The organism is Desulfobotulus mexicanus (assembly GCF_006175995.1).
Taxonomy (GTDB): Bacteria; Desulfobacterota; Desulfobacteria; order Desulfobacterales; family ASO4-4; genus Desulfobotulus; species Desulfobotulus mexicanus.
The window spans coordinates 22,523-46,503 of sequence record NZ_VDMB01000018.1 but is presented as its reverse complement, the minus strand read 5'-3'; the positions used below and the strand labels follow the sequence as shown (position 1 = coordinate 46,503).

At 51.0% G+C, this 23,981-nt stretch carries 17 protein-coding genes; 6 read left to right on the top strand and 11 right to left on the bottom strand.

Annotated elements, in window-relative coordinates; genetic code table 11:
- Window positions 1–13: 13 nt before the first annotated feature.
- From FIM25_RS12780 to tssB, 7 genes are all read right to left on the bottom strand, one after another.
- Window positions 14–604 (bottom strand): hypothetical protein, encoded by a 591-nt coding sequence (locus FIM25_RS12780; protein ID WP_139449952.1) that lies wholly within the window; start codon window positions 602–604, stop codon window positions 14–16.
- A gap of 82 nt (window positions 605–686) precedes the next feature.
- Window positions 687–2,312, bottom strand: a complete 1,626-nt coding sequence (locus tag FIM25_RS12775; protein ID WP_139449949.1) for a hypothetical protein — start codon at window positions 2,310–2,312, stop codon at window positions 687–689.
- Between the two features lie 59 nt (window positions 2,313–2,371).
- A complete protein-coding gene (gene tssE / locus FIM25_RS12770; RefSeq protein ID WP_139449947.1) occupies window positions 2,372–2,755 on the bottom strand; it encodes a type VI secretion system baseplate subunit TssE in 384 nt (127 codons plus the stop codon).
- Between the two features lie 3 nt (window positions 2,756–2,758).
- Complete coding sequence (gene tssK, locus FIM25_RS12765) at window positions 2,759–3,997, bottom strand: type VI secretion system baseplate subunit TssK (RefSeq protein WP_139449945.1); 1,239 nt, start codon at window positions 3,995–3,997, stop codon at window positions 2,759–2,761.
- 111 nt (window positions 3,998–4,108) lie between these two features.
- Window positions 4,109–4,684: a hypothetical protein gene (locus tag FIM25_RS12760; RefSeq protein ID WP_139449943.1), complete on the bottom strand. Its 576-nt coding sequence runs from the start codon at window positions 4,682–4,684 to the stop codon at window positions 4,109–4,111.
- Window positions 4,685–4,747: 63 nt separating this feature from the next.
- Window positions 4,748–6,256 (bottom strand): type VI secretion system contractile sheath large subunit, encoded by a 1,509-nt coding sequence (gene tssC / locus FIM25_RS12755; protein WP_139449940.1) that lies wholly within the window; start codon window positions 6,254–6,256, stop codon window positions 4,748–4,750.
- A gap of 100 nt (window positions 6,257–6,356) precedes the next feature.
- Complete coding sequence (gene tssB / locus FIM25_RS12750) at window positions 6,357–6,887, bottom strand: type VI secretion system contractile sheath small subunit (RefSeq protein ID WP_139449938.1); 531 nt, start codon at window positions 6,885–6,887, stop codon at window positions 6,357–6,359.
- A gap of 642 nt (window positions 6,888–7,529) precedes the next feature.
- Here tssB and FIM25_RS12745 point away from each other — a divergent pair.
- The 4 genes from FIM25_RS12745 (at window position 7,530) to FIM25_RS12730 (ending at window position 16,845) form a co-directional block, all read left to right on the top strand.
- On the top strand, window positions 7,530–11,201 hold the full coding sequence (locus FIM25_RS12745; RefSeq protein ID WP_139449935.1) for a DUF3683 domain-containing protein: 3,672 nt from the start codon (window positions 7,530–7,532) through the stop codon (window positions 11,199–11,201).
- A 122-nt stretch (window positions 11,202–11,323) separates the two neighbouring features.
- Window positions 11,324–11,782 (top strand): hypothetical protein, encoded by a 459-nt coding sequence (locus FIM25_RS12740; RefSeq protein ID WP_139449932.1) that lies wholly within the window; start codon window positions 11,324–11,326, stop codon window positions 11,780–11,782.
- A 267-nt stretch (window positions 11,783–12,049) separates the two neighbouring features.
- Window positions 12,050–14,668, top strand: coding sequence for a response regulator (locus tag FIM25_RS12735; protein ID WP_139449930.1), 2,619 nt, complete (start codon window positions 12,050–12,052; stop codon window positions 14,666–14,668).
- Window positions 14,665–16,845, top strand: coding sequence for a two-component system response regulator (locus FIM25_RS12730; RefSeq protein ID WP_139449927.1), 2,181 nt, complete (start codon window positions 14,665–14,667; stop codon window positions 16,843–16,845). The genes FIM25_RS12735 and FIM25_RS12730 overlap by 4 nt, the downstream gene beginning before the upstream one ends.
- A gap of 218 nt (window positions 16,846–17,063) precedes the next feature.
- Here the strand turns inward: FIM25_RS12730 and FIM25_RS12725 are convergent, their stop codons facing one another.
- Both FIM25_RS12725 and FIM25_RS12720 read right to left on the bottom strand, forming a co-directional pair.
- Entirely contained in the window at window positions 17,064–17,849 is a 786-nt protein-coding gene (locus tag FIM25_RS12725; RefSeq protein ID WP_139449925.1) for a substrate-binding periplasmic protein, read from the bottom strand.
- A gap of 509 nt (window positions 17,850–18,358) precedes the next feature.
- On the bottom strand, window positions 18,359–18,889 hold the full coding sequence (locus tag FIM25_RS12720; protein WP_139449923.1) for a hypothetical protein: 531 nt from the start codon (window positions 18,887–18,889) through the stop codon (window positions 18,359–18,361).
- Window positions 18,890–19,151: 262 nt separating this feature from the next.
- On the opposite strand from FIM25_RS12720, the gene FIM25_RS12715 reads away from it, so the two are divergent.
- Together FIM25_RS12715 and hisC are read left to right on the top strand one after the other, a co-directional pair.
- Window positions 19,152–20,441, top strand: coding sequence for a hypothetical protein (locus FIM25_RS12715; RefSeq protein WP_139449921.1), 1,290 nt, complete (start codon window positions 19,152–19,154; stop codon window positions 20,439–20,441).
- Window positions 20,438–21,604, top strand: a complete 1,167-nt coding sequence (gene hisC, locus FIM25_RS12710) for a histidinol-phosphate transaminase (RefSeq protein WP_218961422.1) — start codon at window positions 20,438–20,440, stop codon at window positions 21,602–21,604. Before FIM25_RS12715 ends, hisC begins: the two co-directional genes overlap by 4 nt.
- Before the next feature lie 29 nt (window positions 21,605–21,633).
- On the opposite strand, the gene FIM25_RS12705 is transcribed toward hisC, so the two are convergent.
- Together FIM25_RS12705 and FIM25_RS12700 are read right to left on the bottom strand one after the other, a co-directional pair.
- Window positions 21,634–22,323, bottom strand: coding sequence for a hypothetical protein (locus tag FIM25_RS12705; protein WP_218961420.1), 690 nt, complete (start codon window positions 22,321–22,323; stop codon window positions 21,634–21,636).
- A gap of 48 nt (window positions 22,324–22,371) precedes the next feature.
- Window positions 22,372–23,700: an AAA family ATPase gene (locus tag FIM25_RS12700; protein WP_139449915.1), complete on the bottom strand. Its 1,329-nt coding sequence runs from the start codon at window positions 23,698–23,700 to the stop codon at window positions 22,372–22,374.
- Window positions 23,701–23,981: the final 281 nt, after the last annotated feature.

Here is a 23,981-nt window from a genome sequence, read left to right as displayed (position 1 = left end):
TCCCCCGATAATATCAGCCAATCTTAACCATGGAACCCTGTACATTGACAATGGAACCCTTAAGAGTTGTGAGCTGGCCCTCAAGGTCAAGGGCTGCATCCGCTGCGACCTTCACGGCCAGCCCTTTCATTTCAGCCTTGGTCTTGCCGGAAAGATTCAGCATCAGGCCTTTCATCTCCGCCTTCTGCTTCGCTTCTGCAACAACATCCATACCCGAGAAAGACGCCTTGTTATCGGCCTTGATATCCACACTCTGGGCACTGAGTTCCGCTTTTTTGGAAGCCTTGACCTTCAGTGCGGCATCCGTGGTGAGCGTCATGTCTTTGGTACTTTTCACATCATACTTTTCATCGCTTTTATGGGTGGTATTCTTTGTGGAATGGCAGGTGATCTCCTCGGCATCAAGGGTAAAGGTCTTGCATTTTATGGCAATGCTGTCCTGCTTCTGGGTGATGGTACTGGTTTCCTCATCGCCCTTGCATGTCGTGACAATGGAAGTGCCATCCATGGATATGGTCTGGGTGATTCCGCCATCCTCATTTTCCACGGTAACGGTGATCCCCTTATGCTTATCCAGTTCAATGCGACAGACCAGAGTTCCCATATTCTGCCTTTCGCCCGTAAAAATAAGGTTTAAAATGATCAGCGGATGTCAAAAAGCCGGGCGTATGATCCCCGGCTTTTGCCTATTCCTTTTTCTCGCAGGTCTGAATCAGAAGATTACCATCTGAAAAAATGATGGTCTCCGTATCCTTATCCTCCACCCGCTCCATGGTGAAAACAGGCAGCTTGTTTTCATAGGTATGGCTGATGGCTGTGCGGCTGTCCGGCTTCAGGCCCATGAAAATCCTGTTGCCCTGGGTATCCTGGGGCAACCTTGACTCACCCCGCCAGTCCAGACAGGAAACAATGGCTGCCTTCTGAAAATCAAGGGCCACAAGCACCCTTGCATCCTTATAAACAGGAAAGTAAAAATGTCCGGAATGGACAAGGGGCATATAGGGTGCCTTGACCTCCTGATTATCCCAGAGGGGAATTTTTACCCTGTACTGCTGCTCCGAGGTACCGTCATCCTCATGCATTTCATAGCTGATGTCCTCTTCATCCCATTCATCACTGATTATTTTGCCCTCCACATGGAAGGGATAAACAGGGGGGATAAAATCCGGCAGATCCACAAAGGCCTCATCAAGGGTTTCCAGCCTGCAGGAAATGGCCGTTTCATAGCGGTTGAAGGTCATGTTGTGATCGGCCACAGGGTTCTGATCCGTGGCCAGAGCCCGGATATGAAGACTGCGCAGTCTGTATGTTTTTTCTTCGGTAAAAAGCTTTTTTCCCCACAGAGACCCTTTCAGTTTAAAAAGAAGCCCTGCATCAAGGAGTGTCATGGGCCAATTTGAAAACTCGATGAATAATTCATGCTCCCTTATCCTGAACTTTTCCTTTTCCAGTTCCTGCCTTGCCGTAAAATCCGCAGCCAGAGGGTATCTCCCAAGAAAATCCCGCCGCAGTCCAGCCACACCATCGGGATTTTCCGAAACATCCTGATTCATCGGGTTTTCCGAATAACCATTAAGCAGACAGGGCTTATCTCTCCGGGTTTGGGGAAAATCCACCCGAACGGAAAGTATGTCTTCTGAATTCAGAGATACAGGCTCTCCGTCTGCCTTTTTTTCCGCAGCAAAGGTGTAGGCACTGTCTTTGGCACTGCAGGTAAAAACACCGCCATGGAAGGAAACATACCAAATAATAAAATCATAGAAGTGTGAGCTGCCCTCCCCTGCTCCAAGGCCGAGGGAAAGCATGGGGTGTATCTCATCCAGAAGCTCCCACTCATACTTCAGTGTCACTTCAGGACTTTTATGGGCCTCCAGAAGATCCTTCATGCTTTGATCCACCATCAGATCGCAGGGCCGGTGAAAGGGCCACAGAACCTGAGCCTTATCCGCAAAATCAATGGAATAAACCCTGTAAACAACAGGATTTCCTACAAGAGCTCCGCCTTCTATGGTCTGCTCCCGCAAAAGGGATTTTGCCGTCACAAGGGCCTTGACACAAAGGGGGACAACGGTGATGCCTTTAGGGATGAAATGGGGCTTGATGGAAATATCAAGGGTAATCAGCTTTTTCCCGGTAAAGGCATCAAAGACCTCATCCTGCTCCTTTTCAAGGGAAACCATAAAAACAGCCCTTCCCCTGTAACCCCATGAATAAAGATCCAGCTCCAGAGACTTGATATTGCCCGCAGGAACAGAGACCTCCTTACCTGATAAATTCAGTTTCAGACCGATTGACAATGCATCAGTAAACATGGGACCTCGCCTGAAAAATTAAGATTTCTCCGTTCTTCGGACCACATAAAAGAAAGCCTTTATCTGCCTGCCTGATTCAGCCTGAAAAAACTGCTTGCGGAATCAAATACCACTTCCATCTCCTGGGACCTTCCAAGGAGTCTGCAACTAAGGCGGAAAAAAAGGTGCATGGGAGTTTCTTTTTCCAGATGCTCTATGCTTACAATCTCAAGCCTTGGTTCAAAGTTTTCTATATTATACCTGATTTCTTCCATAATGATGTTGCCTATGGCAGCCTTTGACCGATAATGACTCAAATCTTCCATACCCAGATTCCCAAGGGGAGATCCATAGTGTTTTTTGGTATTCAGGATGGCATTCAGATGTTCTACAATATCTTTGATCTCCTGCTGTTCCTCACTCAGGCTGCCCGGAGCCCGTGAAAACTTTCTGAACAATGCCATATTTCAGTTTTCCCTCCAGTAAAGAAAGAACCTCATGTCCTTCATGGAAGGAGGTTCGTAGAACACCAGTGACCTATCCTTGATGGCCTGATCCCACTCATCCCCCGGATGAAGCCGGTAAAAATCCACCTCCGGTCCGAACATATGCTGAAAAGGAGGCCTTTCCAGCCTTGACAGCGGTATCCCCTGAAGGGCAAGCCTGTGCACCAGAGAAAGCCTGCTTTTCGCTGCGATTTTAATACCATCCAGAAAGAGACGCTCCTGTACCTGGGATTTCTGAACAAGGAGATACACCTCCTTTGCCCGGCTCACCTCTTCAGGAAAGACAAGCTGAAGAAGACCGTCTCTGCTTTCAAAGGGAAGATAGGGGGAACTGCGCTGAAAATACCGGATATGCTCATAAAGGGGCTTAATGATTTTCCCAAAACAGGCCGCAGGATCTTCATGGTCATAGGGCTCAAGCACATGCTCGGGCATGAGATTCCTGTAAAAGGCCACCTCCGTAAGAAGATCTTTCAGCATTTCATAGAGATAGTAGGGATGCAGCCGTATATGTCCGGAGATATTGACAAGAAAGCGATGGGCACGAAGGGCACTTTTCAGACACTCCCTTGCGCTGAACATGCTGTCTCCACTGAGATAACTGGCTGAAATATTCTGAGATACCTTATGCTGAAAAACCTCAAGTATCTGTATCAGCTCAGCAGTTTCCGCCTTAAAATAAGGAGAAGCACCCAACTGAAGCAAAGGCGGCACACCGTCGCGTCCAAGGGACCAGCTGCCCTCAGGGTCTCTCACAAAGACACCCAGACGCATGGTTTCCAAAGCCCCCGTACGGGCCTGATCCGTTGAAATCACAAGGGAATGCAGCCTGCGGGGAATACCTTCGCTGTCATCTGCTCCATGTTCTGAACCTCCTTCCGCATCAGCGGAAAGCAGATGGAGATAAAGGGGAAGAACGGACCTGCCAAAGATATTCATGTTCAGGGATTCAGCCCTGGCATTACCCGGAATGTCGAGGAAAATACCCGAAGGCATGACAAGACTAAGATGCTGGACAGCAAGCACGCCCTCGGCCAGAAGGGAGGTGTTAAGCTGCAGCCTTGCAATACCGTGGGATGGCAGACCAAGGATTCTGAACCGTGCATCACACTCGGCAGCAAGGGCGTCTTCCTGGGCAATGAGATGTCCGGGAAGCAGTGTCTGACCCATTTCCCAGCGTATGCGAGCCAGCTTATCCATGTATCAACCTCAAAAAATAAGGATATAAGAAAAATGCAGGGCAAAGAGGCAGAATGTTTCTGCAGGCACAGAACAAACCTGTGCCTGCATCATAATCCTGCACCACGCCAATCAGCCCACGTTAACGCCCCATTTTTTAACAAACTTATCCGTATTAGATACGGCAAGGTGAATGTCCTGACTCTTGGGCTCAGGCATGACACCAAGGCTCATGGTATAGTTCTTGGGGCTTACCACCTCCATGGACTGGTTCATGTCTATGTGAAATGCGAGTTCTCCCCCGGACTTCATGATGAGACCATTAAGATCCGTCTCATTGGAATGGAAGCAGAGATAATACATCTTGGCATCGGGATCATAATCATAAATATTAAACTGCATATTCACTTCCGTATTGGAAAGTTCACTGTGCTGAAAAACAGCAACCTTGTTTTTCACCGCCGTACTCACCTGAAAGGCAAGCTGGATGGGATCCGCATAGCCGCCATTCCAGTAAATCTGGGAAATAACCCCAACAACCTTGACATATTCGGACATATTGGCCGATGTGGGATCCGTCACATCCATATCCGCTGTCAAAGCTTCACCCCCTATAGAAAGGGATACCAGATGCCCCACAAGCTCCTGACCATCTTTCTGAAAATTAAAACCCTGATATACGCTGCAATTAAATGAAGATTCGGCCATGACTTTCCTCCTTGATAGAATTAAAAGGGTGCGCTAACGGAGATTATCATCACAGATAATTGCCTAAAGCCTTGCATCCAGCCTCAGCTCCACATCCATGCCTTCAAACTGAATATGGGGAAGAATGCTGATACCACAGTCGTACCATCCGATCATACCTTCTCTGGGGGCCACCTCCACGGCTGCCGCCTTAAAGGGGTAGTAGCGAAGCGTAAGGTCATCGGGGTTCACCGCTGTTGTCACATATTTAAAAATCCAGGCTTCAAGGGTCTGCTTGATATAGGATGCATCGGCCGTGCTGCCGATGTTATCCCGCATGATGCATTTCACATAATGGGCAATGCGGGTAATGGAAAGGGTGTAGGAAAGGTTGGTGACGAGCTGGGCGTTTTCCGAGTCTTTGGGGTCTTTGAATTTCTTGGCTTTTTTTAGGGACTGGGCACTGAAGAAGGTGGCATCCGCCGTTCCCTTTCTGTAAACAAGGGGCATGAAACCGGCATTGGCGAACTCAAGCTCCCTGTAATCAGGGATAACCATTTCCACAGGCACCTTGATCTCATCCTCACCCCGCACATTGAAGGTATGTACGGGAAGGCCCGAAACCAGTCCGCCCCCCTTGGGTCCCCGGATATGCTGGCACCAGCCGGACTGGGTAAAGGATCTGACCATGTTCTGGGCAAAGAGGGCTGCGCTGCTGCCCCATACATAATCCTTATTGTCGCTACCCTTTACCTCTTCCCTGAAAATAAGATCGCCCGTAGGATTGGTTACAGGATCATAGGGAAGCCGTGCAATGTATCTTGGCAGGGTAAGGCCGATGTAGGCGGCCTCCTCAGAATCCCTGAGTTTATTCCATGATCCGTATTTGGGATGGCTCATGAGACCTTCCAGATCCTTGATGCCAGCCAGCTCTTCTATGGACTCGCAGCCGAAAAAGCGGGGGGATACGGAACCGATGTAGGGAGCATGACTGGCTGCGGCAACCTTGCCCATGGTTTTCAGCCAGAACTCATCCTGGGGCGTATGATGGATCTCATACAATCCTACAATGCCTCCAAAGGGCTTGCCACCATACTGATCATATTCTGCCACATACACCTTTTTGAAAAGGGCGCTGCCCGTAATATCCACGGCATTGGACTCAAAATCCTCAAAAAGCTCATCCTTGGACACGTCAAGCATATCAATCATGACATTGGCTTTAAAATTGGTGTTCAGGATCAGATCATTGAGGGATCGCCAACTGGATTCCACCTTTTTAAAGGTTTCATGGTGAATGACCTCATTGATCTGGTTGTTCACCATTTTGTCTATTTTTGCAACAAGGTCCAGAATAATGGCCTTGTCAAAACGGCCCGTTGCAGGGTCCATATTCATCAGCAGAGCTGCAAGTCCGGAAATAAAACGATCCTCATCGCTCACATCTTCCTGAACCGTGGCAAGGCCATCCTGTACCATGGGAACAGGCTCATTAACCTCTGTACTGAGGCGCATGCTGGAAAGAAAACGCTTCAGGTCCAGAGCCTCGGTCTGATCTTCGGTTTTAACTTCCTGCAAAGTTTCATCCGCCATAGCGTTTATTCCTTATGTGTAAAGGGTAGAAGGGAGAGAAGAAGGGTACCGAATAACGATCTGAAAGGAAATAACAGCCAGAGATTCTAAAGACCGGGCCTTAACCCGCAGGTGTGGAAGAATTGTCGGGAAGCTTAAAGCTGTCAAAGGCCTTCAGCTCCTCCTGCATTTTGGAAAGGGCATCCGGATTGCTGACAAGATCACTGAGAAGCCTTCTGAATTCCTTTCGGTTGTCAATGTTGGAATTCACCTCCTCAAGCAGCCCCTTCAAGGTTAAAAGCCCTTTGATCCTGGGTATTTTCTGGGCCACCTGCTCAGGAGAAAAGCCCCGCATGCCTTCAATGGGAATTTCCACCTGCATATCCTCTTCTTTTTCCGGATCAATACGGTTGGGAACCGTAAAGCTCAACTTTATCCCCATATCCTTCATAACCGCATCGGTGTTTCTGCCGTCCATGTTCCGAAGCTGACGTTCATCAAGGTCTACCTTGCGGTCCTTGGAACTGCCCAGGGAATAATCCCCTGTGACCAGCAGCCTTAGTGGCAACTGCACATCCTCGGGCTGCCCGTTGATTTCCGTTCTGTACCTGAGTGTCAGACGTGATTTGGGAATTTCATCCTGAATTGCCATACGCATCTCCTTGTCTCAAGACTTAAGGTTACAGTATTTTAATGTTAGCGATTCATGACAGCAGCCTGCCACAACCACAGGATATCCATTCTCATTTCAAAGCCGGTGCACCTCGCTGTTCTTACTTTGCCATTGCCCAGCCCGGCCCACCACAACCCCGACTCTGAAAACAAAAACCCTGCACAAAGACAGGGCACTATATGGCCAACGGTGTTTTGTGTCCGGATACAAACATCCAGCCTTTGAAAAAAGACACCCTTGCAGTTATCCATAACAGCAGCAGAAGCGCTGATGCCATCACCTGGTGCAAAAAAACACAAGACCAAAAACTTTTATTCATGAAATCCTCTGTCACCATAACTTGGAAACATCATTTTTTCCAGAAAAAAATCACGGGAACCATCTACGGAGGTCCCCCTTCCCGTATTCAGAATTTTAAGTACATCCCTCCTGCCCTTCTCCTTGCCTTTTTCCTCCATAAAATGGTAGGAAGATGCGGGCTGTAAAGTCGGAATCCGACCGGAGTCAGGCCGGATTTCCCTGCCGGGAAACTTCCCCTATGCGGGTTCGTTTCCCTTTTTTTCCTTTTAAAAGCAGTCAGGATGCCTGACATCCTTATGCAATATCCGGGAGGTCTGCCCCATGAATGTCAATTACCGGGAAATCCCGTACAACTACACTTCCGCCGACGACCGTCAGGTCATCTGCCAGATCCTTGGCAATGATATCTGGCAGGTTCTGGAAAATCTGAGAAGCCAGAGGGTGACAGGCCGATCCGCCCAACTGCTCATGCGCTTTGCAGGCGATCTATTCATTTTGCGTCGCAACCCCTTTGTCTATGAAGATCTCATCAATTCCCGCCGCAGGCAGCAGGAGTTCTTTACCAATGTAAAAAAAGATCTCAAAGCCGTTGCCGAAGCCGCCCTCAATTCCGACGTGCAGATCGTGCTGGATCGCTGCCACACCCGTCTTGAGGAGCTTCAGAAGGAAATCCGCGAGATCAAGGCCCTGAGGCGCAAGGTAAAAAAACGGCTGGCTCCCATAACTGGAGAGGAAAGTATTTATTTTGATCCCTTCAGCCTGAACAGCCACGCCACGGATGCCACGGACTGGCGGCTCTGCCTCCCCTTTGCCGTGATCCGACCTTCCGGGGAAGATCAGATACCAAAGGTACTGGCAGCCATCGGAGACATGGGCATGCACGCCATTCCCAGAGGTGCAGGAACAGGCCTTACTGGCGGGTCTGTTCCCGTACGGGAACGCTGCCTCATGGTAAATACGGAAAAGCTAAACCATATCCACGGCATCGAAGATCAGCCCTTTACCGGAGACGACGGCATTGAAAAGCACATGCCCGTCATACGCCTTGAAGCCGGTGTGGTCACGGAAGCGGCCATGAAGGCTGCGGAAGCCAGAAACCTTGTCTTTGCAACGGATCCCACCTCTGCCTGGGCCTGCACCATAGGCGGCAATATTGCAGAAAACGCAGGGGGCAAAACCGCCGTACTCTGGGGTACGGCCATAGACAACCTTGTTGCCTTTAAAATCGCCATGCCCGACGGCCGTTTTCTGGAAGTACGCCGGACCAACCACCCCATGCGGAAAATTCAGCCTGAAGATGTGGTGGCCTATGCGGTAAAAGACTTAAAAACCATGCACACGGAAGAAATCCGCATCCTGGGCAGCGAAATCCGCAAGCCCGGCCTCTGGAAGGACATCACCAACAAGGCACTGGCAGGGGTTCCCGGTATTCAAAAGGAAGGCTGCGACGGTGTTATCACATCAGCAGAATTCATCCTGTATGAAGCCTATGAGGAAAAAGCCACATGCTGCCTTGAGTTTTTCGGCAAAGACATGGAAGAGGCCAGCCGGGTTATTGTTGCCCTGTCCGAGACCTTTGAAAACAGGGGCGAAGAAGCCCTGATGGCTCTGGAACATTTTGATGATGAATACATAAAAGCCATTGGATACAAGGTAAAAGCTGCGCGCAGTGAAATTCCCAAAGCCGTACTGCTGGTGGATATGGTAGCCCACAGTCCGGAACAGCTGGAGCGGGGAAAAGAAAACCTGGCCCAGCTCCTTGGGCCTTATCCCAACACGGAAATCTTCTTTGCCAAAGACAAGGCAGAATCCACACGCTTCTGGCAGGACCGTAAGCGCTTTGGAGCCATTGCGGCCCGCACCAATGCCTTCAAGCTCAATGAGGATATTGTGCTGCCCCTGCCAAAGCTGGCCGCCTTTGCCCGCTTTGCCGAAGACTACAATGGCGAGGAAAACCGCTACAATCAGCGGGCTGCCGTGGAAGCCGTACGCATGTATCTGGACACAGCCCAGCCTGCCGATGCAGAAGACACAGACTGGGTAAAAAGCAAGGCATCCACTGCCGTAGAGCTCTGCGAAGACACCCATCTGGCCTTAAGCTCTGCCACCCATGAAGAACTGGCCGCCGAAAGCCTGCTCAAGGAGTTTCAGGAAGATATCCTTGAGCTCTTCCAGGGCTATAAAAAAATATCCGCAGAAATTGCAGAACTCATTTCTGCTGTCAGGTCAAGACAGATCATCCTTGCCACCCACATGCATGCCGGAGACGGGAATATCCATGTCAACATTCCCGTATTTTCCAATGATCTGGAGATGATGGCCAGGGCCAACAAAACCGCCGATGATGTAATGGAAAAGGCCGTGGCCCTTGGTGGCGTTGTTTCAGGGGAGCACGGCATCGGTATTACAAAGATGAAGTACTTTGATAAGGAGCAGATCCTTGCCCTGAGCCAGTACCGCAAAAAAGTGGACCCCAAAAATGTCATGAACCCCGGCAAACTGGAGGACCCTTCCGTTCCTGAAAAAGTATTTACCCCCTCCTTCAACCTTCTGGGCATTGAGGCTAAAATTCTGCAACACGGCTCCCTAAAGGAGCTTTCCGATAAAATCGCCAAATGCGTACGCTGTGGCAAATGCAAGGCAGACTGCTGCACCTTTTATCCCAAGCAGAATCTTTTCTACCATCCAAGAAACAAAAACCTCGCCGTGGCTGCCCTCATCGAGGCCATCCTCTATGATGCCCAGCGAACCCACACGGGCCGTTTCCGCGCGCTGCGGCATCTGGAAGAAATTGCAGACCACTGCACCATCTGCCACAAATGCAAAATTCCCTGTCCTGTGGACATAGACACAGGCGAGGTTTCCATACTGGAAAGGGAAATTCTGGCAGCCCTCAAATACAAAAGAAAAGCACTGCCCACCCGCATGGTACTGGCTTACCTTAAAACCAATGCCCAGCTTCCCAACATCATCTTCCGTAAGGGTGTGCTGCGTTACGGCGGAGAAGCCCAACGCTTAGGCGCTAAAATAGTTGGCCGTATCCGGGAAAAAAGCCCCTTCCATATAGGAAAAGCAAGCTTTTCTCCCCTGAATCCAGCATGGGTGAGAAATCTTAAACCCATGCAGCTGCTGGATGCACCCATGCCATCTTTACCAAAAGAGACATTGCGTGATGTGCTGCCCGCCTGCGGTCCCAATCAGGTACTGCTCATGGAACCCCAGGGAGAAGCCAGTGCCACGGTATTCTACTTCCCCGGCTGCGGTTCAGAGAGACTGCACAGTGTCATCAGCCGTGCAGGCATTTATATTCTGCTCAAGGCCGGGATCCGGGTGGTTCTGCCGCCGCCCTACCTCTGCTGCAGTTTTCCTGCCACAGTCAATGCGGAAACCCTACAGCGGGATCATCTGCATCTGCGCAATACTATTTTATTCAACCAGACAAGGGAAATGCTGGGTTATCTGACCTTTGACGCCTGTGTGGTTACCTGCGGCACCTGCAAAGAAGCCCTGGAAGAACTGGGAACGACAAATATATTTAACTGCCCCGTAAGGGATGTTTCCCGCTTTGTCATGGAAAAGGGCCTTGAGGTTCCAAAGGAAGAGAGTCTCCGGCTTTACCATGCCCCCTGCCATGATTCCATGGAAGGAAACGCCATCCGGCTTTTCCGGGAAACCAGTGGTGAAACCCTGAAAGACACCCCCCACTGCTGTTCTGAGGCAGGCACCATGGCTTTAAGCCGTACGGACATCACCAACCGCATGCGGCTGCGAAAGCATTCGACCCTGCAAAGAACACTTAAGGGGCTGGACAGCAGTGAGCCTCCCGTGCTACTTACAAACTGTCCCTCCTGTATTCAGGGCCTTGGTCGCAATATGGACCTCGGCATCATCCCCCGGCATATCACCGAAGAACTTGCCCTGCGCATCGGTGGTCTCCAGTGGGAAAAAGAACTGAAGCGGCTTCTGGCCAATACGGATGCCATAAATATCTGATACCCCCTGTATCTGAAGCTGTCATGGCGGGATGTTTTTAAAATCCATCAGAAGAGGTCCGGCTCCCGGTGGAGCCGGACCTTTACGCAAGGTGATATCCCCCCTTCCCTCTGGAGGAAAACATGTTCCGTCCTTTAATAAACAATAAACTCCTCTGGATGATCCTCTTTTTTTTCCTTTTATCAGGCTGTGATAAACTGGCTTTTCTCATAGGGGAGGCACCCTACAAATACAGCTTTTCTTACATGGGAGCAGTAGAAGACGGCAGCTATGTAAGAGCAGAAATAACCCTTGGCTTTTCCGATCAGGAAGGCGTTCTGGAATCCCACAGACAAAGGGAGAGAATGCGCTACGCCATGGATCTCATTATCCGACCCTATACCAGCAGGCAGATGGATGACAAAGGAAAGCGCATGAGAAAAATAGCCAAGCGGGTTGCCGACAACATTCTCACAACGCCGGTGAGGAGCATCACCATTACGGATTTTGAAGTAGTCTACAGGGAAGGTACCGCCCCCACACAGGAAGAACTCGACAGCCAGAGACAAAGTATTTTCCCCAGAACCTTCCACGGAGAATAAGCCCTCCAGCCGGTTCTTACACTCTATCTGATGCTCACCCAATCCCAGCCACTGTTTTCCAGGTACCATACCTGCAAGGCAGATGCACAGGCCCCAGGCTATTTGCCCGTGACGCAATCTTATTCGGGAGCTTCTTGCCCTGTTTTGTAGCAGCAGCCTCCACGGATAAAAGGGAAGGAGATCAAAAAAGCCAAATAGTTCTTGACAAGTTTTTTAGCCACGCCTAAAAGAGATTCCACAACTTAACTTTTAAAGTAACGGAATCCCATGCGACTTGCCAGCCAGTTCAGACTGATTACAGCCATCCACATCCTTCTGCCACTTCTCATCATGGGCATCACTGCCAGCCGCAACGGCCTGCTTGAGGAAAGTCTCTTTCAGGATGTACTGGGCATTGCCCTGATTTCAGCCTTTTTCATCATTTTTTTCAGCCCGGAAGCGCCGGGTATCAAATGGATGGTCAGCACTCCCCTCAGCCGTATCATGGTTTTCTGCCGCACACTTCAGGATGAAAAAAATCCGCACTTTTCTCTGCCGCCCCAAAAAGATGATGAAAACGAATTCATCACCCTCATGCGCCACATGAACTGGATGGCCCGCAAAATCCGTATCCGGGAAAATGAACTTGAAGAACGGGTACAGGAGCGCACCCTTGCACTGGAAACCGCCTATCACCAGCTTGAAGAAGCAAGGGATGCTGCGGAAGCATCCAGCCGGGCCAAAGACGGTTTCCTTGCCACCATGAGCCACGAAATCCGTACCCCCATCCATGCCATTTCCGGCATGTGCGATGTCCTTCTGCGTTCCTCCGTAACCCCGGCCCAGTCCGAACACCTGCGCATTATCCAGACGGCCAGCAAAGCCCTGCTGGACCAGATGAACGCCACCTTAGATTTTTCCCGCATCAGCGCAGGCCGCCTGCCCCTGAACGAGGCACCCTTCCGCATAGGTGAAATGGTGGAAGATGTCTGCGCCATCTTTGCTGCGGAAGCTGGAAAAAAAGAAATAGAACTCATTGCCGATATAGCAGAGAACGTTCCAGCATGCGTCAAAGGTGACGGGCCGAAAATCCGTCAGGTGCTCATCAATCTTCTGGGCAATGCCCTCAAGTTCACGGAATCGGGTGATATCTGCCTCAAAGTTCTTTTTGATCCTGCAAGCGGCCTGACCAGCTTTGAGGTAAAGGATACGGGCATGGGCATTGCTCTCAAGCATCGAAAGGAAATCTTTCTGCCCTTCACCCAGGCTGACGGCTCCATTACCCGCAGATACGGCGGCACAGGTCTGGGGCTTGCCATATGCAGGGGCATCATAAGGCTCATGGGCGGACAGATTACCCTTGACAGCAAAGAAGGCTTCGGCAGCACCTTTTCCTTCTCCCTGACCCTGCCTGCCCAGCCAATAGCCCGGACAAGGCCGCCCCTGCCGGAACGGCTCCAGCGCCTGCACTGCCTTGTGGCAGAAGATCACCCGGTAACGGCAAGGGTACTGGGGCGCTACCTGAAGGATTTCGGCTTTTCATTTCACCATGCAGAAACAGGCCAAAAGCTTCTGGATACGCTGAAAGAAAAACCCCATCCGGACCTCATTCTCCTTGATATCAGTTTAAGGGATACGGACGGCCTTGCCCTCTGCCGGGAACTGGCAAAAACGCATGGAACGCTGCCGCCGGTAATTCTCATGGGCTCCCGCCCCGATGAAGAAGGCATTGCCATGGCCAGCCCCGGATGCACGGCCTTTCTAAACAAGCCCCTGCGTCCTTCAACCCTCTTTGACACAATCATGGAAATTTTCGGTGCAGATCTCCGGCTAAGGCCATGTCCCGTTACCACAGACACAGCCAGTCTTGCAGGACTCAGTATCCTTCTGGTGGAAGATAACAGCGTGAACCGTATGATCGCCCGTGAGCTGCTTATTCCCGCAGGTGTTCATGTGCATACCGCATCAAGTGGCGATGAAGCCCTAACATTCCTTGAAAAGGAAGATGTGGACCTCATCCTCATGGATGTTCGCATGGAGGGAATGGATGGCCGGGAAACCACCAGAAAAATCCGCAGAATACCGAAGTTTAAAGAAATACCCATCATTGCCCTGACCGCTGATGCGGGCATGGAGGAAGAATCCCTGTCCAGAATGGCAGGCATGGATGCCCATCTCACCAAGCCCCTGAATGCCAAAGCCCTTTTTTCCATGCTGGCCGGGTATCAGAAAAATAACAGCAACAATGCATCTGCAATCCACCCCGCACCTTTCGGGCAGCCGCACCCTGACGGAACTCCCCTTGACAGCCATAGGGCAATCCACCGCTTTCTCGGCAACCGTCAGCTCTATGAAAAGGTGCTGGAAGAATTCTCACGCAGCCAGTCCCGGACACCGGAAGAAATAGCAGGCTGCCTTGACCGGGGAGACAGAGAAAAAGCCCGGCTGCTGGCCCACACCCTCAAAGGTACGGCAGCCAATATAGGTGCCCATGATCTGTCCATGGCTGCAAAGGAAGTGGAAACCCGAATTATTCATGATACAGGCCCCGTGCAGGAAGCCATAAATCAGCTCACCCAATCCATGGAAACGGTTCTTGAAGTGATTATAAAAAACAGTCCTGAACAGAAAAATCAGGAACCTGAATCCTGCACGGCACCATCCCAGGAGCTGCTCTCCGCCCTTGGGGAACTGGATCATCTCTTTGCAGCCAACCGCATGAACGCCAAGGCAAAGACGGCTGAGCTGGAAAATCTTCTGTCCGGATGCGGCAGGGCCAGAGATTTCAGAAAACTCATGGATGCGGCGGAACGCTATGATTTCCAGAATGCCCGAAACATTCTGCAACAGATTCAAAATGGCCTCAGCGCAGCATTTCAGGAAAACCATCAGGGAGTACAGCCATGACATCCGAACCCATGGAGCAGGCCCGTCTTCTCATCGTGGACGACACACCTGCCAACATCGATATTCTGGGCAATCTGCTCATGGACAGCTACGCCATACAGGTTGCCACCAGCGGTAATCAGGCCCTTGAACTGATCCACAGCGCACCTTTCAAACCCGATCTCATTCTCCTTGATGTAATGATGCCCGGAATGGATGGCTTCACCGTGTGCAGGGAACTTAAAAAGAATGAAGATACCCGGCACATACCCGTAATCTTTGTAACTGCAAAAACCGATGAGAGCGATGAAGCCGAAGGGCTTTCCATCGGAGCCGTGGATTATATCCGCAAGCCCATTGCCCCGGCCATCACCCGCAGACGGGTGGACAACCATGTGGCATTGAAACGCTATCAGGATCACATCATCTCCCGGCACAAAACCCGCTGTGAAACCATGGCTCTGGCCCTTCACGAGGAAAACAGAAACCGCATCCGTCAGGAAAGCTATTTTCGCCAGCTTTTCGCCCATGCTCCCCAGGCCATTTTTCTTGTGAACAATGAAGGGGAAGTCATGGAGGCCAATCCCGGTGTGGAGCGCATTCTCGGCTATGCCGCAGAAAGCCTTACGGGAAAACCCATCTCCTGCCTTGAAACGGAAAAACCCGAAGAGCACAAAGAGTTTCTTTCCCGCATCAGCACAGGAGAGACCGTCCACTGTGAAATCCGTACCCGCCACGCCAATGGCCACCCCGTTCCCGTGGCCATGGTGGGTTATCCTGTACATACATCCCCTGAAAACCGGGACATCTTCCTTGTGCTGGAAGACATATCCCGGAGAAAACGTCTGGAAGAAGACCTTCGCCATCAGGCGTCCCATGATGCCCTGACGAATCTTGCCAACCGCAGGCTTTTTGCCCGGCACCTTGACAGCCTTCTTCAGAATCAGGAGCAGAAAAACCGGAGTGCCATTCTTTTTGTGGATCTGGATCGCTTCAAGGCCGTCAACGATACGCTGGGGCATTCCGCAGGGGATCGCCTTCTCTGCGAGGTGGCCAGACGTTTCAGGGAGAATATTCGTCCATGGGATCTGGTGGCCCGCATGGGCGGTGATGAATTCGCCCTGCTCGTCACATCCGTCAGCACCTTACAGGATGTGGAGGAAATCAGCCGACGCATACTGGATACCGCTGCCAGCGCCTTTGACGTGGATGGAAAAACCGTTCACATCGGTGCCAGTGTCGGCATGGTATATCCCCTGAACAGCTACGAAACATCGGAATCCGTGATGCGGGATGCAGACCTTGCCATGTACAGGGCCAAGGCCTGCGGCAAGGGGCGTTTTGAAATTTTTCACAAGGATTTTCACCACAAAGCCGTGGATGCAATGGAAATGGAGGCGGCACTGAGGGAAGCCCTCAGCCAAAAAGCCTTTCCCGTGTGGTTTCAGCCCATAGTTGACCTTGAAACCGGTAAAACCGCAGGTTTTGAGGCCCTTGTCCGCTGGCAGCAGGCCGATGGTTCCATGGTTTCCCCCGCAGACTTCATTCCCCTTGCCGAAGAAACCGGACTGATCGTTCCCCTGGGCCAGCAGGTACTGGAAAAGGCCCTGAACACAGCCGCGGCATGGCCCTGCATGGAAAATCAACCCTACCTTGCCGTCAATGTCTCGGCACGCCAGTTTGAGGAAATAGGCTTTGCGGACATGGTGGCAGAGAGCCTTAAGGAAAGCGGCTTTGAAGCTGCAAGGCTTCACATTGAAATCACGGAAAGTCTTCTGTTTTCCCAATCAGAAACGGCAACGAACAGCCTGAACCGTCTTCGGGATATGGGCATTGGCATTGCCATTGATGACTTTGGCACAGGTTATGCCAATCTGGCCTGTCTGAGGAAATTCACCCTGAACCAGATCAAGATAGACAGAAGTTTTGTGGCAGGGCTTCCGGACAGGCCCGAATGCATGGAGATTGTCCGCAGCGTTATGGAACTTTCATCCCGTATGGGCTTTTCCGTGGTGGCCGAAGGCATTGAAACCCAAAAACAGCTGGATGTTTTGAAGGGCTTTGGCTGCCCCCTGGGGCAGGGATACCTTTTTTCAAAGCCGCAGGCTGGAGATAATTTTTTCTCTAATCCGGCAAAATCTTCTGACTGCCTCTGTACAACGGTTTTACAGGCAGAACCCACGCAGTATTCCGGCTGATTCTTTTTTTATAAACACTCAAAGCAATTGGATTTTATGACCAGCACGATCTTTAAGCCATGCGAAACTTAAATCAGGGAAATTGCATAAGCAGATTTTACGCCTGCCCGGGTCCACCCGCAAAGGATGCCCACTGTTATTAAAGGCCATAAGAGGGGGGAATGAACGGAGGGGCATACCAAAGACTCATTCCCCCGCAGGATAAGCTAATCGTGCTTTTACCTGCTGATATGGCTGTCAATTATCTTCTGAAGTTCTCCGGAAGCCTGCATTTTTAAGATTTCAGCATTGAACTTTTTCACAAAATCATCTTTGAAGGGAAATTTTCCCTTATCCGTGTCCGTGAAGCCGAGGTAACCCTGTTCGGAAGCAACAAGGGCACCTTCTACAAAATCTTTCCCCTTGTATTCACCGCTTTTTTTCAGCCTGTCCAGCTCAAAGAGCACGGAAAGGCGGTCGTTCATGTAGCAGTCAATTCGGTTTGCACCAAGCTTCAGGATATTGGGACGGCTGCCAGTGGCCTCTTCAACCCGGATTTTTCTTTCCTCCACGGCCTTCCAGAACTTGTCTCCCCCCAGCTTGAAGCCAAGGTTCAGACCAATGGTCAGGCCATAATAATCTTCGGGCCAGCGGTTTCCGGATTTGGGCAGACTGTCTTCGGTGCAGAAGACTACTACGCTTTCATCAAGAATGGGTACAGAATAGGGCTTCATCCAGGGTCTGTTTGTGGGATGGTGATAGGGGGGAAAAATGGCAAGACCCTCTCCGGTTTCAATAAAGTTCAGCCCCCTTGCCCAGGGTACCAGTTCAATACTGACGGCATAATCGGGCATCCTGGAAAAGGCTTTTTTGAGGATTTCAGTGTAGATGCCCTTTGCCTCCTTGCCCTCAAGATAGGCATAGGGAGGATAGTTGTGATCCCCATAGACAGTGACAGGGGTTTTAGCCCATGCCGCTGTGGAGATAAGAAGAAAAAATACTGTGATAAAACGGAGTGTCTGCATGGCAAGTCCTTTCATTTGGGGTGGCAGGGCAGATATGCGCCAGATAAATCCGATTTATGGACTCAGAATCTGACGCAAAAAAGAAGGAGGGTTTTCCAGTCTGCAGAAAAAAGTAAAACCATGATTTACAGAAAAAAATACGGCTACTTCCGGGATTGAATGCACCTTGAAACAAAGAAATGCTTTTTTTAAAAAATAAAATGGCGGGACTTATTGGAGGCAACTATTACTAAACATTATACAACCTGCCTTAAATTGTAAATCTAAAAAATCCATGGGACTTTACATTCTGCATTTTCAGAACATGCATCCCGGCTTGAAAATACAGAAATGACATATTGCAACCATTGCCTTTTCCTTATTGGGACTTAAGGAATTTTTTTTCCGTATACAGGATAAAGGTCTGGAGAAAAAAATCCTCAAACCAGAGCCTCTTCCCCTTTACAGCAGATGTGGTAGCAGTCCTCCATCACTGCCTAAAGGGGAAGCTTGACTCTGAACTTTAAAAATCAGACACTCTGATCCTTAAACCCTTCCCGGATCACACGATATTCCCCTGTCTGGGTATTCAAATCATAGATATTGAAATTGCTACGAACATCAAAGCCTTCATAATGTACGGCAAGGTTCAGGGATGCGGACCCCTCTTCTCCGCTGCGGATTCTGTGGAAAACATTCACAGGCCAGACCAGCATCCCTCCCCCTTTATGGATCACTTCTCCGTTTTTTTCAATTCTGTCCGGAGTCACCACAAAGGTTTCCACCTTTCCGTGGGCCACGGAATAGATATCCACGGTTCTTTCTCCATAAAACACCATGAGATTGTCCGCCTGATGAGGGTGCATGTACCAGGGCCTTTCCACATCCCCTATGGGCCCCGGAGATACGGCACCTCCCCTGTGCATAACCCTGTCCATGGAATGGATATCCGGCATGGCGGAATTGGGCAGAATATCAAAGGTGACTCCGGGAGTTTTCCTGAAGGGTTTCAGGGCAACAATCTGATACAGATCCTTTACTTCCTCAATAATATGATCCATTTTCCATCTCCGTTTTCATGTCCTGAAGGGATTGATGCTGATTGCTCCCCTGACTCAGCCACAGTCTGCTGGTCGGGTGCTTGCCAGCATCCATGGTGCCAGCAGATAAGGGGGAAACAGGTGCTGCGAAACAGTTCCCTTGAAGCATCCTCTTTTTTAAGATACATAAAATCAGTTTTCATTACAAAAAAACTTCTCACAAAAACATCTCCTGTCAAAGTACCGCTGTATTGACTGAACACAGGCATTCTCGGGAGTCTCCATGAACAAAACCCTGCCCCTGCTTCACATTAATACAGGCACCCTGGCCCTCCCTGAGCTGATGGCCTTTATTGAGCAACGATGTTCAGATCTTATGCTCATGCCCGCCGTATGCCACAAAATTCAGCTGGCCGCCGAAGAAGTGACAACGGCCCTGCCGGAAAACACACCCCTTTCCATACAGGTGCAGGAAAGGGCCGACCGCATCACCCTGACACTGACCTGCCCTCCTGTGGAAATGGACCTTTCCGCCTTCAACCTCGCCTGGCGACCGGATCTTGAAAAAGATGCCTCCGGTCTGGGTCTGGCGCTGGCCAGCCGTTGGGTGGACTTTTTCTCTTTAGAAAAAGACCAGAGCCGCCGCCTGCACCTGACCTTTTCCGTGGAAAAAGTCTTTGACCAGCCCGTTCCCCTTCCGCCTCCCCTTGCAACCCACCGCTTCTACCGCCTCATCCGGCCCACACCGGAAACCATGGCGGCCTGCGGGCAGCGGCTTTTTCACCACATCAAAGGCATCAGCCCTGATACAAAAACCTTTCATCCGGCAAGGCTTGCCGCCCTTACGGCAGAGGGCAAGCTTTTCGGTGCTCTGGCGGAAACGGAATCCGGTGAAGTGGCAGGGGCCGCCTTCTGCATTCCCGAAGAAGGACGACTCCTCCGGGGCTATGGTCCCTTTGTGTTCACGGACAAAGACAGACTCCGCATGGCTGAGGATCTGGCCTGCCACTGCCTGGAGCGGGTGGGACGCAAACCCTTTTCCGGCGTGCTGACAAGGATTTTTGACGAAGACTGCTTTCCCGAAAAATTTTACATCCCCGCAGGAGGCCATGCCCGATCCGACAAAAAGGCAGCCTGGCATTTTCCCCTTTGCGATGATGCGGGCGGCCTTCTTCATTATACAGCCGACATCGCCGCCTTCATTGACACCGCCGTCACCCGACAGGATCTTCCCAGAAAAAAAATCCTCATAGAATCTAACCTTTGTGAAGCCAAAGGCCCCGGCGTCTTTTCAAGCTCCCTCAACAGAAAAGAAAAAAAATGCCGCATGCGCCCTCTTTTGGCAGGAGAAGACATGGAAGCCAACCTTGAGGCCCATCTGTGCTGGTTTCAGGAAGAAGGAATAAATTTATGCGAAATGTATCTTGACCTTGCAAAAACAGAAGAAGCCTCCCTTCTGCCCCTTCTCTCCCAAAAAGGCTTTTCTCCCACCCTGCTTCTTCCCGGAGGCGGGAGCCTCGGGGATCTGCTCATTCTCGAAGCCCGGATGGGGCAGAAAGGAGAATGCGCATGAAAAAGCATCCTTCCATGCTGGTACCTGAATTCATACGGGAGATTGATCCCTATATCCCCTCAAGACCCGACCACTATCTCATGGCGGCCTACGGCATTCCCGTTCTCCATCGCCTCAACAACAACGAAAACCCCTTCGGCCCGCCCCCTTCGGCCATGGAAGCCATACAATCCCTCGATCCAAAGGACATGGCCATTTACCCCAGCGGCGATGCCTTTGACCTGCGCTGCCATATGGCCGAAAAACTGGGCATTTCTCCGGATCAGATCCTCTGCGGCAACGGAGCCAACGAGATCATCCAGTTTGTCATTTCCGCCTACTGCGAGGCAGGCGATAACATCATCACCGCAGACAAAACCTTTGCCGTGTATGAATGGGTAGCGGAATTTTCCGGTGTGGAAGCAAGGCTTACCCCCATGAAGGATCACGGCTTTGACCCGGAAGCCATGCTGGCCTTCATGGATGAGCGCACCAAGATTTTTTTCATCTGCAATCCCAACAACCCCACGGGCACCTTCTGGGACAAAGAAACCTTACATAAATTTCTGGAGGCCGTGGATGGCCGGGCCATGGTGGTGGTGGATGAAGCCTACTGCGAATTTGCAGAGGATGAAACTTTCCCGGATGCCCTCATCCTCCTTGACGATCATCCCAATCTTCTCATCTTCAGAACCTTTTCCAAGATGTACGGCCTTGCAGGTCTGCGCATCGGATACCTCATCGGCCAGAAAGACCCGGTCTTTGACATCTGCCGCACCCGCATTGTGTATTCCATCAACAGTGCGGCCCAAAAAGCGGCCATGGCCGCCTTTGATGACAAGGAACACATTGCAAAAACAAAACTTATGGTGAAAGAATCCAAGGACTGGCTGAAAACAAGGCTGGAAGGGATGGGGCTTTTTGTCATTGCAGGGGAAGGCAACTACCTGATTGCGGGCCTGCCCTTCAACGACCAGCTGGCCTACCGCAAACTGATCCGGAAAGGCTACATGGTGCGCACCATGACGGGCTTCCGTTACCCCAACCACATCCGCATCACCTTAAGGGAAAAACCCCTCATGGAAGGCTTTGCTGCTGCTCTGGAAGAGGTGTTGGAGGAAAGGGGCTGTCTTAAGATGATACCATCAGAACCCAGAAAAACCGAATGGAAGCCAGTGGAATAAAAACAGGCTAAATCAAGCAGGTAATCAAGCTATATTTTACCTCCGCCCGGCAGGCCGTCGGGATTGGGAGCAGGCGATACCGCCAGGCCATCGACACCAAAACAACCGCTTTCCCAGGTTCCCGTAAAAGCCCTGATAAAGCGTGAAAGCATATCGGAATGATCCATAAAAACCGTCATCCAGACACTGAAAAAACCCGTTTGCACCGCCAGCTTGACAATATACCTTTGCAGCTCCCCGTTTTCAGGACTGCGCTGCAATTCATTTTTCGCCTCTTCTGCCGCAAGCCAGGCCTCCATCCGCTGTTTCATACGATCAAGGGCTACCTGCCTGCCGTTTTCATCCGGGGTATTCAGAGCCGTTTTGTCTAAACCCGTAAGATGCAGGGTTTTATCCGCTATGGCCTGAAGCCCCCTTGAAACAGCATGGCCCGATGGAACAATGGTTCCATCGGGCAGGTAGTGAAAAGCTGAGAAAGTATTGTCCCGATCCGGCAACAGCACACTTTCCGGATCAACATCCCTGTTTTTTTTGGTCGAATTGCAGTTGACACAAGCCAGCAGAAAATTGCTCCAGCACCCGATCAGGTGGCTGTATATCGGCAAGCCCTTGGGTTGAATATGCTCAACAGCCAACTGCGTAACCACCCGTCTTTCACAAAAACTACAATACAGCCCCAGACGGGCAACCAGATGTGGTTTTGCATCTTTGTAATCCATATCATCAGCCCCTTGCGGGACATGTCCTCTTCGTATGGGACGCATGCCTCATTCTCCCAGTTTCGCTGCACGTTTCATTTCCAGAAAAGCCTGAAACGCCGGGTTATCCGCATAGGGCGCAAGGGGTTCCGCAAGCTTTACTCTGAAATCCTCAAGGGCTTCCTTCGGAGCCTTTGCGGCTTCTTCAAGGGTTTCCAGGTAGTTTCTGGCAACGCCTTTCATCTCTTCATAACGGTGGCTGACCTGAGGATTTGCGACCTGCTGGATACCTCGGGCAATCTCTTCAAGGGACAGATTCCCAAGGGCTGCGGTCGGCTGCCCATCCAGCATCAAAAGCTCTTCCCCACTCCGAAGGGACTGAATCAAAAAGGGCGAATGGGTCGTGCAGATGAACTGAATTTTGGGGAATGTCCTGCGAAGGTCTTCAATCACTCTCCGCTGCCAACGAGGATGCAAGTGCAGATCCAGCTCGTCAATAAGCACAACTCCCGGCGTTTCCCGCAGCACCCGACTGCCAAGCTGGGGGTTGAGTTTGGCAGCCTTGTGGGCAATATCTCCCACCATGGCCAGCATACACCGCTGCCCGTCACTCAGGTTTGAAAAGGGCTGGGTTCCGCCGGGAAAGCCAACCACAACCTCTCCCAGAGTTGCGTCAAAATCAAGGTTCCGGGCATCTTCAACACAGGAAACCAGCGCTTCTTTTACGGCACTGAAAACGGGAGAAATCCTGTTTTGCTGCTGGTAACTTATCCAGGACTGACGGGCGATCCAGCGGGTCAGCTGGCTGACGGACAGGCGGGGATCAACACTATTCCAGTATCCGGCAAGGCGGGACTGTTCCTCCTTGTTCGCCACTTTCATGGGATCAGACACCGTGAAAGCCTCGCGGGGTTCCTGCCACAGTCTGCCGGTTCCGTAATAGGAAATCAGCGGCAGCAGAATATCCTGCCCTTTACGGATGGCCTCGTCCGCCTCTGCGGCAAGTTCTTTGATACCGGCGGCACTGCCATAGGTGGTTCGCCCTCCCGGTGCGTTCAGGCTGCGGCTCCAGGAAAGACTCTGCTCCTGCACATGACCCTGCGCAAAAACTTCGCAGGGATAAACCCGATCCCACTGCATGGTGCAATGCCTATGGCCCTCTTCATCCATCTCCTCATGCTCAAAATGCCGGAGAAGCACTTCTCCCGGCCGGATATGGCGGGTATCAGCCCCGCGGACTCCGAGAAACCAGCTGCCCACCGCCACACTCACAGCATCCAGCACACTGGTTTTACCCGTGCCGTTCATACCGACGATCAGGTTAAATTCAGGGTGAAAAAAAAACTCTCTCACACCAAAACCCTTGAAATTTTTCACCAGCAGACTGTCAATTCTCATGGAGACCTCCAAAGCAAAGTCGAGGAATATTCCTTCTTCCAAAACAGAGACACAATTCCCCAAGACTTCAATTCTTATCGGTCTTTCCGGTAAAAGGCAATGCGCTTTTATACCTTCGGCAAGGTCCATTTTGTTCTCGTTTTTTAGCAAGGCCAGATTTGTTCCACTCGTCCCCATCCCAAAGCCTGCTTCCCCACTGGACAAGCCCCACCAAAAATCCTATGCTTTGCAGAATAAAAAAAGCAGCCTGCCACCAAACCTTACACAGCCCTTTTTCCGGA

Bases quoted from the DNA above. Each gene is read 5' to 3' on its own strand.
- FIM25_RS12780 (WP_139449952.1), bottom strand. From the start codon at position 604: ATGGGAACTCTGGTCTGTCGCATTGAACTGGATAAGCATAAGGGGATC.
- FIM25_RS12775 (WP_139449949.1), bottom strand. From the start codon at position 2,312: ATGTTTACTGATGCATTGTCAATCGGTCTGAAACTGAATTTATCAGGT.
- tssE (WP_139449947.1), bottom strand. From the start codon at position 2,755: ATGGCATTGTTCAGAAAGTTTTCACGGGCTCCGGGCAGCCTGAGTGAG.
- tssK (WP_139449945.1), bottom strand. From the start codon at position 3,997: ATGGATAAGCTGGCTCGCATACGCTGGGAAATGGGTCAGACACTGCTT.
- FIM25_RS12760 (WP_139449943.1), bottom strand. From the start codon at position 4,684: ATGGCCGAATCTTCATTTAATTGCAGCGTATATCAGGGTTTTAATTTT.
- tssC (WP_139449940.1), bottom strand. From the start codon at position 6,256: ATGGCGGATGAAACTTTGCAGGAAGTTAAAACCGAAGATCAGACCGAG.
- tssB (WP_139449938.1), bottom strand. From the start codon at position 6,887: ATGGCAATTCAGGATGAAATTCCCAAATCACGTCTGACACTCAGGTAC.
- FIM25_RS12745 (WP_139449935.1), top strand. From the start codon at position 7,530: ATGAATGTCAATTACCGGGAAATCCCGTACAACTACACTTCCGCCGAC.
- FIM25_RS12740 (WP_139449932.1), top strand. From the start codon at position 11,324: ATGTTCCGTCCTTTAATAAACAATAAACTCCTCTGGATGATCCTCTTT.
- FIM25_RS12735 (WP_139449930.1), top strand. From the start codon at position 12,050: ATGCGACTTGCCAGCCAGTTCAGACTGATTACAGCCATCCACATCCTT.
- FIM25_RS12730 (WP_139449927.1), top strand. From the start codon at position 14,665: ATGACATCCGAACCCATGGAGCAGGCCCGTCTTCTCATCGTGGACGAC.
- FIM25_RS12725 (WP_139449925.1), bottom strand. From the start codon at position 17,849: ATGCAGACACTCCGTTTTATCACAGTATTTTTTCTTCTTATCTCCACA.
- FIM25_RS12720 (WP_139449923.1), bottom strand. From the start codon at position 18,889: ATGGATCATATTATTGAGGAAGTAAAGGATCTGTATCAGATTGTTGCC.
- FIM25_RS12715 (WP_139449921.1), top strand. From the start codon at position 19,152: ATGAACAAAACCCTGCCCCTGCTTCACATTAATACAGGCACCCTGGCC.
- hisC (WP_218961422.1), top strand. From the start codon at position 20,438: ATGAAAAAGCATCCTTCCATGCTGGTACCTGAATTCATACGGGAGATT.
- FIM25_RS12705 (WP_218961420.1), bottom strand. From the start codon at position 22,323: ATGGATTACAAAGATGCAAAACCACATCTGGTTGCCCGTCTGGGGCTG.
- FIM25_RS12700 (WP_139449915.1), bottom strand. From the start codon at position 23,700: ATGAGAATTGACAGTCTGCTGGTGAAAAATTTCAAGGGTTTTGGTGTG.